This is a genomic window from Erwinia aeris (assembly GCF_041224955.1).
GTDB classification, from domain to species: domain Bacteria; phylum Pseudomonadota; class Gammaproteobacteria; order Enterobacterales; family Enterobacteriaceae; genus Erwinia; species Erwinia aeris.
Window position 1 is genome coordinate 21,707 of record NZ_JBGFFX010000015.1, and the last position, 16,786, is coordinate 38,492.

Consider the following 16,786-nt stretch of genomic DNA (forward strand, 5'->3'; position numbering starts at 1 on the left):
AAAGACGATGAAAGATTCCGCTATGAAACTTTATGTATACGATCATTGCCCATTCTGCGTACGTTCACGCATGATTTTTGGCTTGAAAGATGTTGCGTGTGAAATCATTACCTTGTCAAACGATGATGAAGAAACGCCAACGCGTCTCATAGGCAAAAAAATGCTTCCCATCCTCATCACTGAACGCAATGAAGCCATTGGTGAAAGCCTGGATATCGTCAAATACATTGATGAGACTTATGGTTCTTCTGTCCTGGGAGTGCCTGACAATTCAGCAATCGAAGCCTGGATGGAAGAAGCAACAAAACTGATTTATCCGCTGGCGATCCCGCGCTGGGCAAACTCGGATTTCGAAGAATTCCGACCGGATGCGGCGAGACAATATTTCGTCAACAAGAAAGAAGCCGTTTTCGGTCCCTTCCCGCGCTTGCTGGAACAAAGCGGAATCATGGTTAATGAAATCAATGCACAACTTGAAGTTCTTGAGTTGTTGTTCGCACAGCAAGAGAGAGATACCCAACATTTCTCGCTCACAGATATCCGTCTTTTCCCGCTACTGCGCTCATTATCCATCGTAAAAGGGATTCAGTGGCCCCCACAGATTGATGCATGGCGAAGAGAGATGGCTTTAAGATCTCAAGTCAATCTCAATGATAATATTGCAATTTAAGTCTGCCATCTCTTCCCCACAGGCATTTATGCTCCCAATCTAAGCAGGAAGGAGTACTTTAATGAATAAAACTTTTACCACTCTTATAGCACTTTGCATGTCTTCAATTTCAGTGCAGGCGGCCGAAATTCAGCCTAATCAACCTTTGCACTGGTTCGGACAACAGTCTGATAGCTATCAAAGCTCTACTCCTTACGGCAACAATACTAAAGCTGGTCATTATGTGCAGTCTGGCGATGCTGAAATATATTATGAGGTCTATGGTTCCGGTGAACCCGTGGTGCTTTTGCACGGGGGGGTAGTTGGTTCTATGGCAGAAATGGGCCAGTTTGCTGACAAACTTAAAAGTGACCATCTCGTCATTCTGGTGAATACGCGTGGACATGGTAAATCGGACATCGGGACAGTACTGCCAGGTTACAAGCAAAAGGCTAAAGATCTGCATAATGTACTATCCGCGTTAAAAATTTCAAAAACTGACATTATTGGTTTTAGTGATGGCGCTTACACGGGATATCAATTTGCAGCGGATTACCCATTGCAGATCAATAAGCTGGTCGCAATTGGTGCAGGCGAATGGAAAAAAGGCTTTGTACAGGGCGGGCGTAAGGATCGAAGTGAACCCTTACAGTCGATCATTGACCTTGATCCGCGATACTGGGCAGAACAGGCGGACATCCGCCCACAGCCTGATAAAATGAAAGAATGGTTTAAACAAGCTAATCAGGAATACGATCAGACCGCTCTCGGAAAATCGTTATTTGCAGCAATCAATGCCCCTGTACTTGTTATGGCAGGTGAAAAGGATGTTAATGCACCACTGGACACAGTGATCGCTGCCTATAAAATGTTGCCAAATGCGCGACTGGCCATCATTCCTGATGCCCCACATCCTGCTTTTGCAGTGAACTTCGATGCGGTATGGGCAAGTGTTAAGCCGTTTTTGTTGAGTAAATAAGGCATACGATATATTTTTCAATCGTAACACTGCTGAAATCATGTATTGAAAAGCCTGCACAAGTGGGCTTTTTTCATAACTGAATACTATAGTGGTAGATCAAAAGATGTAAATAACTACATTTCGCAAACTATTCCCTGAAAGAATTTATTTTGTATACTTTAATTAAGATTTTACCCTCTTACTTTCTGATTACATAGCGTAATCTTTTTTTATTTTTCGTCGTAAGTAAGGTATTTTATTTCCAAGCGAACCCATTGTAACCAAACACGATATAACCCATAACTTTACAATTGAGTAATCATAAGATACTGATTTTTTTTATTTTAAATCATGAAATTATTTTATAGCTTATGACAATTATCAATGTGGTAACTTTCCAACAAGCCGAAATAAATAACTTTAACTATAGCACTTCATCCTTATTTTCCGAGGTGTTGTGAATGCTAGATTATTTTTATCAACTTTATAGAAGGTTATCATTGACTACTTATGAGTCCCCGGCATTGAGTGCACTTGATGCTTTCCCCCTCTCAATGGAGCATAAAATTGTTAACCCGCGAAAATATCCTCAGTGGCAAATATGTCAGTACACATCAGCGATTATTCCCTGAGGGGATGTTGTGGAGCATGGATCAAATCTATCTTTCGATGCAGTCAGTCTTAATGAATCGCGTAGCGGAAAAGCCAGTGTGGGTGTTTGCCTATGGTTCTTTAATGTGGAATCCGTTGATTGCCATTGAAGAAATGCAGCGCGCGCAGTTGATAGGCTGGCAACGCCGATTCTGTATTCGCCTGACCTCGGGCAGGGCGACTCCAGAGCATCCTGGTCGTATGCTTTCACTGGATGTGGGGGGCTGCACAGACGGCATAGCCTTCAGATTGGCGGACACCGACCTTGAGCACGAATTGTCCATAATATGGATACGCGAGATGATCACCGGCCTCTATCGACCGGTGTGGTCAGAAGTGATTTTGGCGGATGGTACCCAAGTTGATGCGCTGGCTTTTGTATCAGAGATTAATCACCCATTTTATGAGCCAGATAGTTCCCCATATACCGTAGCAGAATTGGCATCCTCCGCCACTGGCTATATCGGCACCAATGCGGAATACATTACCCAACTGGCGACAACTCTTGGTGCCTGGGGGATTCAGGATGAATATATTGATGAGCTTATCGTTGAGCTTGAAGAACGCGCCGTTGTGAGAAGGAAAGCTTAATTCACGATTTGCCGGAACCCAGCCGCGAAACGATAAAATCAATAAAAGCCTTAATCTTGGGCAATTGTTGACGACTGGATGGCCATAATATACAGACCTTGCGGTGATCATGGATATTATCGTTCAGCACGGACTGAAGACTCCCGGATGAAATTGAATTTTCAACCATGAAATCGGGTAGCAGCGCTATACCGATCCCCGCTTCCGCCATAGCAAAGAGTGAGTCAATGGTGTTGGCGATGGCGGATTGCGGCAGTTCAGGATGCAGACTCACCCCGTTTTCAACCAATGGCCAGACGTCTAATTTGCCGCTGGTAGGGAAGCGATAACGTAAGCAGGCATGCGATTTTAAATCGTCTGGCGCCAAGGGCATGCCATTTCGGGATAAATAATCCGGCGAGGCGACAAGCCGGTGTTTATATCCCGTTAGTTGGCGAATAGTCAGCCTGGAATCATTGATCATGCCTATGCGAAGAACCGCATCAAAACCTTCATCAATCACGTTAACCAATCGATCGCTGAAATCCAGTTCCAGTTCAATCTGCGGGTAGCGCAGCTGGAATTCGACCAGATAAGGCATCAGATGGCTCCCTAATTGAGGCAAAGCCACGCGGAGCTTGCCCTGCGGAACGACTTTAGCCTGAACCAGCTCTGCGCGAGCCACGTCAAAGTCCGCCAGGATTTTTTGGCAACGGTCCTGAAAGAGTTGGCCTTCCGCGGTTAGCGTGATCGCCCGGGTTGAACGATGAAATAAACGCACCCCTAACTCCTCCTCCAGCCGCACAACGGCTTTGCCAACGGCCGAGGAGGAAGTTCCCAGCCTGCGTCCCGCCTCGGTAAAACTTCTGGTCTCAGCTGCGTGCACAAAAGCGCCCAGCGCGCCAAAGTAGTCCATTGCCATACTCCCCCTCAATTACATCCTAATATTCCGATATGTTGAGAATATAAGCCTATTTTTCTTTGGTGAGAAGAGATTTAAAATTTTAGCCTTAAAGAGAAATAAGGCATTAAGGCCGATTTTTCCTCATTTTTACCGGAGAATATGATGTCTGAGTTTTCAAATTACCCGCCAATGCCAGCCGATTTAGCAAAGCATCCAGGTTATTCCCGAGTCTTCAAACCCGGCCATCTAACCTTCGGTTTTATTGCACCTCTTGAAAGTTACCCGAACAGCGTAGGTCCCACTTTGGCAGACCACGCGAAGATGGCGCGCAAAGTCGATGAGGCTGGTTTTTCTGCAATCTGGCTTCGCGATGTACCTTTCTACGATCCTAATTTTGGGGATGTCGGTCAGGTACTGGATCCTCTCGCCTATGCAGGTTATCTGGCGGCAATCACGCGCGATATCGCCATAGGCACCGCAGGTATTGTCCTGCCACTGCGCGATCCGCTGATTGTGGCGAAACAGGCTTCGACCGTTGATCAGCTTCTGGGTGGCCGACTCTTATTGGGGCTGGCGACCGGTGACAGGCCAGTGGAATATCCGGCATTTGGTTTGGAGTTTGAAAATCGTAGCGAGCGTTTCCGGGATGCGCACGCCATTATTCGTGCCGTCACAGAAAAGAGCTGGCCGGTTCATCAATCCCGTTTCTACGGAAATCTGCAAGGCAATATTGATTTGATACCCAAACCTGCGGGTAAAAGACTGCCGATGCTGGTGATAGGACACGCGGGACAAACAACTGAATGGACCGCGCAAAATACCGATGGGATTTTGTCTTATATCGCAGATCCCCAGCGCATTCCGGCCATCATTGACAGGTGGAGAAGCGCCTCCCATGCCGACACTTTTAAACCCTACGGCTATGGCACGATGTTTGACCTTGACCGTGACCCTGACATGCCGCTGCGGCCGGGACGCGTATTGCATGCGGGGCGAAATGCACTGCGGGAACTTTGGTTGCGTCAGCAAGAGCAGGGCGTCTCACACGTCGCGCTTCATTTCAAAACCCAGCGTCGTCCGGCCTCAGAAGTGATCGACGAACTCGGCGAACACCTGTTGCCCTTCTTCCCGAGCCATATTGCAGGAGATCAATAATGGAACATCCCCTGCACCACATGGACTTTATTTTCCAGACCAAGCTGAGCACCTATCCTCTTGATGTTCAGTGCGAGATGCTGGTCGAAACTGGCTATCAGGGGCTGACGGTCTCGGCCTGGAGTAAAGAGTTGTCGGCCTTATCTAAAGTAAAGTCACAATGGGGTCTCGACGTTGGCGCTATTTATATGATTTATCGCCCGGGTCTCGAGTCTTTTGTAACCGACATCGTTCAGTCGGTTGAGGGCACGCAATGCATTGAGTTGGCACTGCATTCTGGTGAGAGCGTTAAGGATGCAGACAAAAGAATGCTTGAACGGCTTTTACCGATTTGTGAGCAGCGGAACATTGATATCGCGTTGTATCCGCATGTGCGCTATGGCATGCAGACTACGTCGGAGGCCATCTCTCTGTGTGAAGAGTTTGATCATCCTAATCTGGGCATTGTTTTTAACGGTTACCACTGGTATGCGAACCAGGAGAGGGAACTAGAACAACGACTTGATGCGGTCATGCCCTGGCTTCGACAAGTTAATCTGGCCGGAACACGACTTTCACCACTGGGTTGGGGCGGGGTGGCTACCATTGAACCCTTAGACGAAGGCGAAATGGATAACTTTGTATTACTGGGCGCGCTCGAACGACGTGAGTATCACGGACGCTATGGCGTAATGGGCTGGGAGAGCATGGGGGGTGACGTATATGGAAATCTACAGCGTTCACAAGCGGCATTCCGTTCAATGGAAAAGCGTCTCGCAGCGCATCCCGACTGGTCAGTAATGACGCCATCCTCTTATTAATTACCCTGGAGTTTATATGATCCATCCTGTTCACGCGCTGGACTCATTTTTTTACTCATCAATGGGCGTATATGAATTTCATTCCCAGTGTGAAATGCTCGCCGAATTGGGTTATGACGGGATTACCGTATCAGCATGGGGGGGTACGCCGTATACCGATTTGGCCTTATTACCGATGGTTAAAGAGCAACACGGTTTAGAGATTGCAGGTCTGTATCTGGTGCTTCATGAGGGGCGTAATGATACGGTGCTGCGGCGCATCATTGAGACGGTGGAAGGGGTTGAACTGATAGAGCTTGCTGTTCAAACTACACTCAACGGCATGGGCGCGATCAAGAGCTTTATCCAGTCCATTTTGCCCATTGCCGAGCGACGCGGCTTGCGAATTGCGCTGTACCCGCATTTAAGGCACGTAACGCAGACCACGTCACAGGTTATTGAACTCTGCGAGGACTTTAACCATCCCCGTCTGGGCGCGTCCTTTAATGGCTATCACTGGTTTGCCAGCGAGGAAGGCCAGCTTGAACAGCGGCTTGATGCCATCAAACCCTGGTTAATGCAGGTTGTGCTTTCCGGGAGTGCAATGTCTCCGTTGGGCTGGGGGGGAGTGGCGACAATGGAGCCCCCGGACCGCGGTGAACTGGATAATAGTGCCATAATCGCTGCACTCAACCGCTTAGGTTATGGTGGCAGTATCGGCTTACTGGGATGGGACTACGGAGGGGATATCTACCGTAAGCTGGAGCGAAGCATAAAGGCAATTCATGAGATTGACGATCGTCTGGCAAAGCATCCAGCATGGGCCAGGTCCCTCATTGGTTAGAAACACAATGCGATCAAAAAAGCATGCCACAAAGGCATGCTTTGAATGAATCCTTGATCAAGAGGTATAAGGTTCTGATAGCTCCTGCCCTTCCACTCCTGCATAAGTAATGATCACTTGGACCGGTTCGTCAGTAGTAAAACCGCGATGTACATCATCAACAGATTCGTTAAATGCTTCACCCGCAGTAAATTTTCGGCTTTCGCCCGTTTCTTTATCTTCAATAGTTAATGACCCAGAAATAATATAGGCAACATTAGGCATCGGGTGAGTGTGCCAGGGCAAAGTGGTATTCGCCTCAAAGTGCATTTTCATAACGGTTAAATGCGGTTTACCCTCTGGGTATTTTTCGTAAGCTTTACCGTTCCATGCGCTACCACTACTTACCAGTTCTTCTGATTTTACACCTTCTGATTCAAACTCAGACGTTTGGTCAGTATGTTCTTTAGAATGAGTAGCCATAAATCGCTCCATATTTGTGTTGAACTTAATTACATATTACAAAAAACTTATTTCCGGCATGCTGATGGAATGCTTCAAAATAACAAATACGCCTCATAACACTCTGTCAGGCATTAACTTTCACTTTATTCTGGCCTAATACCAGTGCATTAATAACTATGCACATAAATAAGCAAAATGCAGATAACCACATTCCATATGCCATGCCGGTTGAAAATGAACGTAGGTCACTGTGGGCAATCATCGCACCAAACAGGCCCACTCCTATAACGCCACCAATTTGTCTTGCAGATGCCATCAGACCGGAAGCCATTCCCGCGTCGTCCTGAGATACCGAAGAGAGCATAGAATTGGTAATCGAAGGTACAGACATTGCGCTGCCAATACCGACCATCATGAGAGTGCCGTTCAGGAACCACAGAGAGCTGGTCTCTGTTAACTGTGAAAGCAAAATAAATCCGATTATCTGAACACTGAATCCGGTAGTAATGATCCGGATATCACTGACTTTTTTTGCAACTCGTGTGGAAACCATTGTGGAAATGGTCAGCACAGCCGTTAATGGAATAAAAGATAGTCCCGTCCTCATTGCATCGTAATGAAGAATGCTCTGGAAATAGATGCTCAGGTCAAAAACCGTGCCATAAAAAGTGAGATTGATTACCGCACCACAGAGCGCTGTGGTGGCTAAAATTTTATTTTTAGCCAGGCGCGGGGGCAGCATAGGGAACGCAACGCGCCTTTGAACCAAGATAAATAGGACTAAAAATATCGCCGCAACGGCCATCATGGCTACAGGTCCCCGGGTCCATCCCTCAGAGCTTGACTGAGTTAACCCATAAGTTAATGCCGCAATGCTTATTGCAATCGTTCCCTGGCCTAATCCATCGACTTTTTTATCTACCCGTGGCGATGGCGGAGCTGATCGCAAAATCAGGAAAATCGCGAGTAAGCCCAGTGGCACATTAATGAGGAAAACGCTGCGCCATCCGAAATACTGAATTAAAACGCCTCCCAAAACTGGACCCGCAGCTAAGGCTATCCCTCCACAGGCCCCCCAGGTTGCTACCGCGGTTCTTCTCATGGCCGGGTCGGTAAATGACAGTCTGATCAGTGTCAGTGAAGTAGGCACAAGCAGGGCTGCCCCCATACCCTGGACTCCTCTCAGAGCAATGAGTGCAGACAGGCTATTGGCAAGGCCACACCCGATAGAACCCACCGTAAATAAGGCGAATCCCCAGGTAAAAATGTTTCGCGCCCCGAACTTATCCCCAAAAGCCCCACCAATAATCAGCAACGCTGCGAATACCAATGCGTAGCTGTTAATCACCCACTGAAGACCAGTAAGGTTGGTACTGAAGGCATTTTTAAGTGAGCCTAAACCAACATTGACTACGCTCACATCCAGTTGAACCACGAGGAAACCCATACAGGTGGCGAGCTGTATGGCTATCAACGAAGGAGTATACTTTGACATTCTGTCTTTCCGGTCACTAAAAACTAATGCCATGATAGGGCTTGCCAGGATATGTATAAATACTAAAATATGCACAACATCCATGCAAAAGTGCATACATAATGAATTGGGAAAATCTTCGTTTTTTTGTTGCCATAGCCAGATCGGGTACGCTATCAGGGGCCGCTAAGGAGCTGGATGTTGACCAGGCAACGGTGAGCCGACGTCTGATGTCACTGGAGGCTGAACTTGGGTCGAAGCTTATCGAGCGACTTCCGCGTGAGGCAAGGTTGACGGCACAGGGGCAGATTATTCTTGCAGAAGCCATTGAGATAGAATCCAGTACGTTTAAAATAAAACGTATGTCAGTTGCAAATAAAGAAAAAAGAGAAAAGGTAACTATTTCGGCACCACCTATTCTTGCCAGACATTTCTTTGCTACTAACATGTTAAAATTATCTCAGGAATTGCCTCAAATCCTTATATCGATACTGAGTGATGTCCATTTTGTTTCTCTGTCCAGACTCGAGGCCGATCTTGCCGTCAGATTATCTCCAGGAATTAAAGACACGGATATAATCAAAAAAATTGGAAAAATGGATTTCGCTCTGTATACCGCAAGTAATTACTGCCATCTTAAATCACCAGAATTATGGGAGTTCATAGCCTATCCTGAACGCGTTACCAACTTTGAACATAAGCAATGGTTGGATAAAATAATTGGTGATAAACGTGTTTTATGTGAGATGACCGATCTCAGTCATCAGTATGAAACTGTTTGTTCCGGCGTAGGTGTTGCAGGTTTGCCATGTTTCCTTGCAGATAAAGATAAGCGTCTGGTTAAGCTCGAGGTTGACGAGTCAATGCTTAGTCTTGATATTTGGATAGCCAAGCACCCGGACCGTCGTAATGATCCTTTAGTTGTGCATGCTTCAAATGCTATCGCTATCATTTTGAAAGAAGTTGGTTTGGGATTATAGTGATATCACGTTCTTTTCTCACATATAAACTGCGTTCCGTTTAAATGTGCCAGGGGTCTGAGGTCCAACCATCCGAAAACGTTCGGTAATAAGGCATCCTCACTATTGGTTATGACGGCCATATTGTCTGGCTGCTGCTACCAGCTAATCTACCATGCCTTTCGCAACAGTATTATCAGTTGATAATAAATTGTTCAGGAGAAGCGCACTCTCCCGCGCATAACGCGCCAGGCTTTGTTCATACAGTCCAATCTTACTGCCAAATGCAGCATAAACACTTGGCGGCTTGATATTCAGCGCCTCAGTCAGGTCAGCAATGCTGACAGCGTGATAGCCATGTTCATGAAAAAGTGCCTGTGCAGTTGCTACTCCTGCTTTGCGATCAAAGATAGGTCGTCGCAGCCTGTGCTATTGTTTTACCTTACCTCACAAACCAATTTATATAGTAATCGCTAAACTAATTGTCACAAAGTGCTAAGCATATATTATTGATATAAAACAGCTTGTTAAATTAACCTTAAGTTTTACTTGTGAGACCTTAACTTTACATGTAGTGATCACTATAAATTTAGCTCACAGAATCAGGAGAATACACAGTGACTCACTCTTTTCAGAACAAAATCGCGGTTGTGACCGGTGCATCATCTGGCATTGGTCTTGGGATCGCACAGGAATTAGCAGCACTCGGTGCAACTGTGATCATTACCGGGCGGGATAAGAATAAACTTGAATCTGCACTCAGTACTCTTGGACCGGATGCGAGTCAGTTTCAGGTGGATGTATCCAGCCTGTCCGAACTGGATGATTTTTATCAGCAAATATTGTCCCGGTTTGGTCGCATTGACATTCTGATAGCAAATGCCGGTATGGGCGAATTTGAACCCCTCGGGCAGATTACCCCGGAGAAGTTCGATCTTCAGTTCACAACGAACGTCAGGGGTATCACGTTTACCGTTCAGAAAGCATTACCACTGATGAAACCAGGCAGCAGCATAGTTATTACAGGCTCAACGGCCTCCATTAATCCGGGTCAGGGTCTCAGTATTTATGGTGGCACTAAGGCCGCTTTACGCGCAATGGTACGCAGCTGGATTCTGGATATAAAAGGTGCCGGCGTTCGCATTAATATTCTCAGCCCCGGACCGGTGGATACTCAATCCTTACACGATTTCCTTCCCGATCCCGTTGACGCCATCCTGCAGTCTTTGCGTGACCGCAGCCCGATTGGCCGCATCGGCCAGACAGATGAAATAGCAAAAGCTGTTGTCTTCCTCGCCAGTGATTATGCCAGTTATATCAACGGCGCGGAAATTTTTGCCGATGGCGGCGCATCTCAGATCTGACTGTTGTTACTGGAGAAGGAATATTTTGGGGCAACATGACAGTCCTCCTTGCTGCGGGAACCGGTTCTGCTGCCACGATTTGGTCCGGCACAGATGCTTCCTGTCGGCAGTGGACCTGTTGCGCTGATTCTCAACGGTAATATTTAACGTGGTTCGCCTGGTTTGTACGTGGCGGATCCATTTCAACCCTGACCTGAAGATTTCAAATTATGATTAATTCCTTTCGCGCAGAAAATGAACAACATTATTTCGATGAGCTAGAAATTCAGCGGTTACTCGCTACCTATTCCCACAACCTGGATGACGGGAAATTTGCTGAGAATGCTGGGTTGTTTAAACATGCTGAATTTATTGTTCTTAGTGATACGGCTCATGGTAGTGAAGAGGTTGAGCAGTTTCTTAACCGTGGCGTTCAGCGTCATAAAGACGGAGCTCCCCGGACGTGGCATAACGTTTCTAATGTGCTGATAGATGTTTCACCTTCCGGTAATTCAGCTACCTGCGTCAGCTATTTCACCGTGCATCAGGAACTGGAAGGGTTTCCTTTGCAGCCCGTATGCACAGGCCGATATTACGACAGTTTTGAAAAACACGACAGCCAGTGGCGGTTTACATCGCGCAACGTGGTTCCCCGGTTGATGGATGCGCTTCAGTTTCATGTGGGCACGCCTATCGACAGTTCGCAGACTGAGAGAGCGTAGTAGACTTCACTTTTTTATACCCGTCAGCCATCAATGCCAGAACGGCAAGCCATATCGGGACATACGTTAACAGTGATGACAGAGACAGTTTTTCTCCCGGCAGAAAAAGTGATACCAGAAATAACAACAGGGGTTCGACATATGACAGCATGCCAAACAGCGTAAACGAGAGACTGCTGCTGGTAAGCAGAAAGCAGAGTAAGGCAGAACAGCTCAGTAAGCCCAGCCCTGTGACAGTGCGCCACCCACCGGTGGGTAACCATTCATTTCCGCTTCCCTGATAAATCAGAAGAACAACTGCCGGTATCACGAGAAATAAATTCTCTGCTATCACGCTGAAAAAAGCGTCGCTTTTAAGCTGACGTTTAATTATGAAATAGGGCGGATACCCCAACATAACCACGAGGGCCACCAGAGGAAGTGAACGGACCATGAACACTTCAGCCGTAACGCCGCATGCCGCAAGCAATACAGCAATTTTCTGCCATCCCGACATCATTTCGCCGTACAGGGCTCTGCCGGTTATTACCATAACCAGAGGAAGCAGAAAGTAGCCGAGTGCCAGTGACCGGCTTTGACCGTTGACGGGAGCCCAGCAGAAAATGATTATCTGCAGGGCAAGAAGCGCAGCGCAGACACACATGGCAGCGAGCAGCCGGGCACTTTTAACCACTGACAAAAAATAGCGCCAGAAAGGCTTCATTTTCTTTCGAAAAGCCAGCGCCAGTATCAGCAACAATGCGGTGGTTACTGCACGCCATCCGGCTATCTGCCATCCGTTCAGCGGATACAAAAAAACACTGTAATAACAGAGCACAGAAAACAGTATTGAGGACAGTAATGACAGCGTGATGCCTTTGCGTGCAGACATATTCCCCCCCTGGCCGTGTATCAAAATCAAAGCAGTGACATAATGCGAAGCACCGTCCAGCTCATGGCTGAACGGTGCAGCTTATTAACAGAGCCAGGGAAGCTGGAGCCACGTACCCGGAATACTCAGCGCAAACTCACTACCAAAAACGATCGCAGGCGTCTGAAAACCGGGGAAACTGTCACCGTTCAGGACACGCTTTGCAGCCTCTGTGGCCGCAAGCGGCGTATAGGAATATCCGTTAACCGTCCCGATTACAGCCCGGCGGACCCTCCCGTCAGCCCCGGTAACTTCAGCAACAGCGCGTGCGAGATTTGCATCGCGTTCATCCTGCCCGGGCCCTTCAGGAAGCAGGGATAAATCACCCTGCGGAAAGGCATCCCCTGTGACATGCACAAACATCTCAATATCCGGAATACCGGTTGAATGCCATGCCGTCACCAGATCGCCAAAGGAAAGCGGCGCACAGGCCACAGGGCCTTCACCAAAATCAAACCATCCGGGCTGCTCATCCTCTTTCGTTATCAGAATACCGTTAACACGTTCCAGCAGGCCGGCTGCGATTATTTCGCCTGCGCTGACGGCAGCCCCCCGGGACATCGTTCCGGCCACCTGTAATGCTATACGCAACCGTCGTGGTTCCGGTACATGCCGTGCAAGGCGAACGGCCAGGCAGTCGGTTGGCACCACGTCCCAGCCCACGCCCGGCAGTAGCATACTCCCGGCCCGCGCCGCTCTTTCTCCCAGTGACTCAGCCAGCCGGTAAACGTTAATTTCCGCTGTGATATCGAGGTAATGAATACCCTGGTCTATACAGGCTTTCATCAGCGGTTCTGCCGTAGCGGCAAACGGCCCGGCACAGTTCAGCACAACGCTGACGCCTGCCAGCTGCAGCGCAGTTTCAGCAGCGTCCTCCAGGCCGAATACCCGCATACTGACGTCAAGTTCACCGGCAAGTGCGGCCAGCCGCTGCCTGTTTCTGCCGGCAATAATAGTATTCAGGCCGGCACTTTTAGCCTGCGCGGCGGTCATGCGTCCCGTGTAACCGGTGGCACCATAAATCAGTAATGTTTTCATGGTTGAGGGTGCTGCCATTGTTTATAAACAAATTCCAGACTGTAGCCATCGGGGTCGAAAACGCCGGCGGCGTAGTAGCGGGGATCGTAGTGAAGCCGGGCACCGGGTGCGCCATTGTCAGACGCGCCGGCACGCATGGCTGAAGCATAGGCTTCATTCACCATTGTCTGATTTCGCGCGACAAACCCGACATGTACAGCAGCTGGTGCAACAGTTCCTTCGCGTAGCCAGAAAAAGATCCGGCCCTGAGCACCGAACCCTTTCAAATCCGGGTGGCCAGGCGGCCCCTCTTTTCCGTCATAATCATGACGAACCGTGATGCCGAGAGGGGCAAGCGCTTCCGTATAGAAACGGACAGAACGGTCTGTATCGTTGACCGTTAAAAACAGATGATCGAGCATAAATCCTCCGGAAGGATTCAGATTTGGTAGCCGCCGGCAACCTCGATGGATTGTGCGTTAATCCAGATGCTGTCATCAGAGACCAGGCCTGCGATAACCCGGCCGACATCATCCGGCTCCCCCACGCGTTCCAGCGCGGTCTGTGAGGCGAGCAGAGCCTCAAATTCATCATTCAGTCCTCCACCAAGCGACGTACGGATTGCACCCGGAGAGACTGCGTTTGCCCGGATGCGCCGCGGCCCGAACTCTTTGGCCATATAGCGGGTCAGTACTTCAAGGCCGCCTTTAAAGGCAGCGTAGGGCGCAACACCTGCCGTAGCCACGCGCGTGGTGGCGCTGGTAACGTTGATGATGTGTCCTCCATCACAAATCAGAGGCAGCAGCTTTTGGGTCAGGAAAAAAGGACCCTTCAGGTGTACGGCAAAAAGACTGTCGAACTCACTCTCCGTCACCGTTTCAATCGGGTTGAAGAGCCCAAACCCGGCGTTATTGACCAGCACGTCAATCTGCTCACGTTCCCAGGTGACACTGACTATGTCCAGTAAGGCGTCGCGGAAAGTGCCGAAGGTTTCGGTGCGGGCCACATCCAGATGCAGCGCAATGGCACGGCCGCCTGACGCTTCAATCTCCTTCACAACACTCAGGGCAGATTCAGGATGGCTGTTATAAGTCACAATCACCCCTATCCCTTTAGCCGCGCACTGCTGCGCCACGCTGGTGCCGATCCCGCCACTGCCGCCGGTAATCAGTACAATTTTCATGATTTCATCCTTTCTGTCTGCGATAGAAAAAGGATAAAACTTCCCGGACAGGTCAGCCTCTGCGTTACTGCTCGATTCTTGCCTTTTTCTGCTTTATGCTCGCTTTAATCACCATACTGAGGAGTCTGACTTTGACACTGGAACCCCTGCTGGACGAGCTGCGTCTTCTGGCTGCTCATGCCCGAAACTGGCGAACCGAAACCGGTATTCCCCGTGTGGCAATGGTGCAGGGTGACGTTCCCGCGCATACACTGGCTGCGGTCTATGAGCCGATGGTTAATCTCATACTGCGAGGCAGTAAATCCATGACGGTAGGTGACCGGGTATTCAACTACAATCCTGCTTCTTACTTTGTCATGTCAGTAGATTTGCCAGCCGTAGGCGAAGTCCATCCAGAGGCCACCGGTGAGCCGTATCTCGCGGTCAGCCTGACCCTGACGCCGGAACAGATTGCGACACTGCTGGCTGATTTACCCCCCGTGAAGGAGGATCCACAGTCGGGTGCTTTTTCCGTTGCTGCCGTCACGCCCGAACTGCTGGATGCCTGGGTAAGAATGCTTTGCCTGATGAAAAGTCCTGAAGATATCCCTGCTCTCGCACCGGTATATGAACGTGAAATCCTTTATCATGTTCTGAAAGGCCCACATGGCTGGATGCTGAGGGATATTGCTTCACCGGGAACCATGCTGGCGCGAATAGGTAATGCGATTCGCTGGATAAGACATAATTTTGCTGATGAATTTGTGGTTGAATCACTGGCCGGACAGGAAGCCATGAGCGTATCGGCCTTTCATCGTCATTTTAAGTCCGTGACAAACATGAGTCCGGTTCAGTATCAGAAGCGCGTCCGTCTTCTTCATGCCAGAACCAAATTACTGGCGCGTCAGCAGAGCGTCACGTCTGTTGCCATGGAAGTGGGTTATCGCAGCGTGCCCCAGTTCAATCGTGAGTACGCCCGTTTCTTTGGCCGCCCTCCTTTAAAAGACGCTGCAAGTCTCCGGAACGACGCTGATAATGCAGAAAGCCCGCTGAATCATCACGTTTGATACGGCAGTAAATTTTGCTGTCGCAACGAGGCAATAACTCACCTCACGATATTTCACTCCGTGGGTAGCTGTCAGGCAACCAAGCAGGCCGCAACTCAGACGTGGTTCATCTTCGTAAAGTGACGGCCGGCACTCTTACTCATCCTTTCTGACAGACGACTTCGATGTTATTACCGTCAGGATCCAGGACATAAGCGGCGTAGTAGTGAGAGTGGTAATGATTGCGAATTCCCGGTGCGCCATTGTCTTCACCCCCTGCCTGTACAGCAGCACGCCAGAATTCGTCGACTGAGGCTCGTTCAGTAGCAGCAAAAGCCAGATGTGTTGAAGCGCCTGTTATGTCTTTATCATGAAGCCAGAGCCTCGGATATCCCTCCGGGCCCAACCCGTATCGGGCACCGCCTGTCAAAGTACGCTCCGGTGGCACAGAAATCATCAGGCTGAACCCCAGCGGAGCGAAGGCTGCTTCATAGAATTTAAGCGATACCTGAGCATTTTTCACAGCGATTTCAACATGGTCTATAACAGACATAACTTTTACCTCCTGCTTAAATATTTTCTGGCCTAAGGAGAGCGCTGAATGCCTGACCGGCCAGCTGAGCCACGGCAGTTAACCTGGCTTTTGACAGTCCCGTTACTGCGGCTGCAGAAAAGCCCCGCAGCGTTGTCACGACATAATCAGAAAGCTCGCGGTCCCGTGCAGGTTCATACTGCCAGATATAATTTCTGATGAACTGAATTCCTGCCTCGCCATAGCGGCTTGCCAGCTCCCGGGCCTGCGGATCGTCGGCACGCATACCTTCAGCCACAAGACAGCCTCGCTGGACCGGGGATCGGGCGTATAAACGTGCAGCAGTCATAAAAAGATCTGCAACCGCCTCATCCAGCGGCCTGTCCGGAGTCAGAATTTTGTCAGCCGGCAGGTTTCCTTCTGCAACATAGAGATCCAGGCAGCGTTCAAACAGCCCTGCTTTACTACCGTAAGCGGCGTAAAGGCTGGGAGGATTTATGTTCAGCGTCTTTGTCAGTTCCGTGATACCTACAGCATCATAACCATGCTGATGAAACAGCGCTTTAGCCGTCTGCACGCCGGACTCTCTGTCAAATATCCGCCTGGGTGCTTTTATTGTTTTTTCGGTATCGCTCATAGGTTTTTTCCGTTGCATCAGAATTAT

20 protein-coding genes are annotated in these 16,786 nt (G+C 49.0%); 10 read left to right on the forward strand and 10 right to left on the reverse strand.

The features are described 5' to 3' along the window. The first annotated feature begins 22 nt into the window (after positions 1 to 22). The 3 genes from grxB (at position 23) to AB6T85_RS20070 (ending at position 2,852) form a co-directional block, all read left to right on the forward strand. Positions 23 to 670 (forward strand): glutaredoxin 2, encoded by a 648-nt coding sequence (grxB, locus tag AB6T85_RS20060; RefSeq protein WP_369896455.1) that lies wholly within the window; start codon positions 23 to 25, stop codon positions 668 to 670. Positions 671 to 731: 61 nt separating this feature from the next. Beyond that, entirely contained in the window at positions 732 to 1,628 is an 897-nt protein-coding gene (locus AB6T85_RS20065) for an alpha/beta fold hydrolase (RefSeq protein WP_369896456.1), read from the forward strand. Between the two features lie 549 nt (positions 1,629 to 2,177). After that, positions 2,178 to 2,852 (forward strand): gamma-glutamylcyclotransferase, encoded by a 675-nt coding sequence (locus tag AB6T85_RS20070; RefSeq protein ID WP_369896457.1) that lies wholly within the window; start codon positions 2,178 to 2,180, stop codon positions 2,850 to 2,852. Between the two features lies 1 nt (position 2,853). On the opposite strand, the gene AB6T85_RS20075 is transcribed toward AB6T85_RS20070, so the two are convergent. Continuing rightward, entirely contained in the window at positions 2,854 to 3,747 is an 894-nt protein-coding gene (locus AB6T85_RS20075; protein WP_369896552.1) for a LysR family transcriptional regulator, read from the reverse strand. A gap of 150 nt (positions 3,748 to 3,897) precedes the next feature. Between AB6T85_RS20075 and AB6T85_RS20080 the strand changes: the two genes are divergently transcribed. The 3 genes from AB6T85_RS20080 to AB6T85_RS20090 are packed head-to-tail and all read left to right on the forward strand — an operon-like array spanning position 3,898 to position 6,513. Then, positions 3,898 to 4,890, forward strand: coding sequence for a TIGR03571 family LLM class oxidoreductase (locus AB6T85_RS20080; RefSeq protein WP_369896458.1), 993 nt, complete (start codon positions 3,898 to 3,900; stop codon positions 4,888 to 4,890). Continuing rightward, positions 4,890 to 5,690 (forward strand): TIM barrel protein, encoded by an 801-nt coding sequence (locus AB6T85_RS20085; protein ID WP_369896459.1) that lies wholly within the window; start codon positions 4,890 to 4,892, stop codon positions 5,688 to 5,690. Before AB6T85_RS20080 ends, AB6T85_RS20085 begins: the two co-directional genes overlap by 1 nt. 16 nt (positions 5,691 to 5,706) lie before the next feature. After that, positions 5,707 to 6,513 (forward strand): sugar phosphate isomerase/epimerase family protein, encoded by an 807-nt coding sequence (locus AB6T85_RS20090; protein ID WP_369896460.1) that lies wholly within the window; start codon positions 5,707 to 5,709, stop codon positions 6,511 to 6,513. 57 nt (positions 6,514 to 6,570) lie between these two features. On the opposite strand, the gene AB6T85_RS20095 is transcribed toward AB6T85_RS20090, so the two are convergent. Beyond that, entirely contained in the window at positions 6,571 to 6,975 is a 405-nt protein-coding gene (locus AB6T85_RS20095; RefSeq protein WP_369896461.1) for a cupin domain-containing protein, read from the reverse strand. A gap of 106 nt (positions 6,976 to 7,081) precedes the next feature. Continuing rightward, complete coding sequence (locus tag AB6T85_RS20100; RefSeq protein ID WP_369896462.1) at positions 7,082 to 8,452, reverse strand: MFS transporter; 1,371 nt, start codon at positions 8,450 to 8,452, stop codon at positions 7,082 to 7,084. A 101-nt stretch (positions 8,453 to 8,553) separates the two neighbouring features. Here AB6T85_RS20100 and AB6T85_RS20105 point away from each other — a divergent pair, with 101 nt between their 5' ends. Then, on the forward strand, positions 8,554 to 9,411 hold the full coding sequence (locus tag AB6T85_RS20105) for a LysR family transcriptional regulator (protein WP_369896463.1): 858 nt from the start codon (positions 8,554 to 8,556) through the stop codon (positions 9,409 to 9,411). A gap of 144 nt (positions 9,412 to 9,555) precedes the next feature. On the opposite strand, the gene AB6T85_RS20110 is transcribed toward AB6T85_RS20105, so the two are convergent. After that, complete coding sequence (locus AB6T85_RS20110; protein ID WP_369896553.1) at positions 9,556 to 9,813, reverse strand: TetR/AcrR family transcriptional regulator; 258 nt, start codon at positions 9,811 to 9,813, stop codon at positions 9,556 to 9,558. A gap of 194 nt (positions 9,814 to 10,007) precedes the next feature. Here AB6T85_RS20110 and AB6T85_RS20115 point away from each other — a divergent pair, with 194 nt between their 5' ends. Together AB6T85_RS20115 and AB6T85_RS20120 are read left to right on the forward strand one after the other, a co-directional pair. Then, the gene (locus AB6T85_RS20115; RefSeq protein ID WP_369896464.1) at positions 10,008 to 10,754 is read left to right on the forward strand and encodes an SDR family NAD(P)-dependent oxidoreductase; all 747 of its coding nucleotides are present in this window, start codon (positions 10,008 to 10,010) and stop codon (positions 10,752 to 10,754) included. Positions 10,755 to 10,963: 209 nt separating this feature from the next. After that, positions 10,964 to 11,455: a nuclear transport factor 2 family protein gene (locus AB6T85_RS20120; protein WP_369896465.1), complete on the forward strand. Its 492-nt coding sequence runs from the start codon at positions 10,964 to 10,966 to the stop codon at positions 11,453 to 11,455. Here the strand turns inward: AB6T85_RS20120 and rarD are convergent. The 4 genes from rarD to AB6T85_RS20140 all read right to left on the reverse strand — a co-directional run bounded on the left by rarD (position 11,424) and on the right by AB6T85_RS20140 (position 14,565). Then, the gene (rarD, locus tag AB6T85_RS20125) at positions 11,424 to 12,326 is read right to left on the reverse strand and encodes an EamA family transporter RarD (RefSeq protein WP_369896466.1); all 903 of its coding nucleotides are present in this window, start codon (positions 12,324 to 12,326) and stop codon (positions 11,424 to 11,426) included. The genes AB6T85_RS20120 and rarD overlap by 32 nt on opposite strands. 84 nt (positions 12,327 to 12,410) lie before the next feature. Beyond that, positions 12,411 to 13,403 (reverse strand): saccharopine dehydrogenase family protein, encoded by a 993-nt coding sequence (locus tag AB6T85_RS20130; RefSeq protein ID WP_369896467.1) that lies wholly within the window; start codon positions 13,401 to 13,403, stop codon positions 12,411 to 12,413. Next, on the reverse strand, positions 13,400 to 13,804 hold the full coding sequence (locus AB6T85_RS20135) for a VOC family protein (RefSeq protein ID WP_369896468.1): 405 nt from the start codon (positions 13,802 to 13,804) through the stop codon (positions 13,400 to 13,402). The genes AB6T85_RS20130 and AB6T85_RS20135 overlap by 4 nt, the downstream gene beginning before the upstream one ends. Positions 13,805 to 13,821: 17 nt before the next feature. After that, positions 13,822 to 14,565, reverse strand: coding sequence for an SDR family NAD(P)-dependent oxidoreductase (locus tag AB6T85_RS20140; protein ID WP_369896469.1), 744 nt, complete (start codon positions 14,563 to 14,565; stop codon positions 13,822 to 13,824). Between the two features lie 95 nt (positions 14,566 to 14,660). Here AB6T85_RS20140 and AB6T85_RS20145 point away from each other — a divergent pair, with 95 nt between their 5' ends. Further along, a complete protein-coding gene (locus AB6T85_RS20145) occupies positions 14,661 to 15,611 on the forward strand; it encodes an AraC family transcriptional regulator (protein ID WP_369896470.1) in 951 nt (316 codons plus the stop codon). 139 nt (positions 15,612 to 15,750) lie between these two features. On the opposite strand, the gene AB6T85_RS20150 is transcribed toward AB6T85_RS20145, so the two are convergent. Both AB6T85_RS20150 and AB6T85_RS20155 read right to left on the reverse strand, forming a co-directional pair. Then, entirely contained in the window at positions 15,751 to 16,143 is a 393-nt protein-coding gene (locus AB6T85_RS20150) for a VOC family protein (RefSeq protein WP_369896471.1), read from the reverse strand. 16 nt (positions 16,144 to 16,159) lie between these two features. Next, positions 16,160 to 16,759, reverse strand: coding sequence for a TetR/AcrR family transcriptional regulator (locus AB6T85_RS20155; RefSeq protein ID WP_369896472.1), 600 nt, complete (start codon positions 16,757 to 16,759; stop codon positions 16,160 to 16,162). Positions 16,760 to 16,786 lie beyond the last annotated feature (27 nt).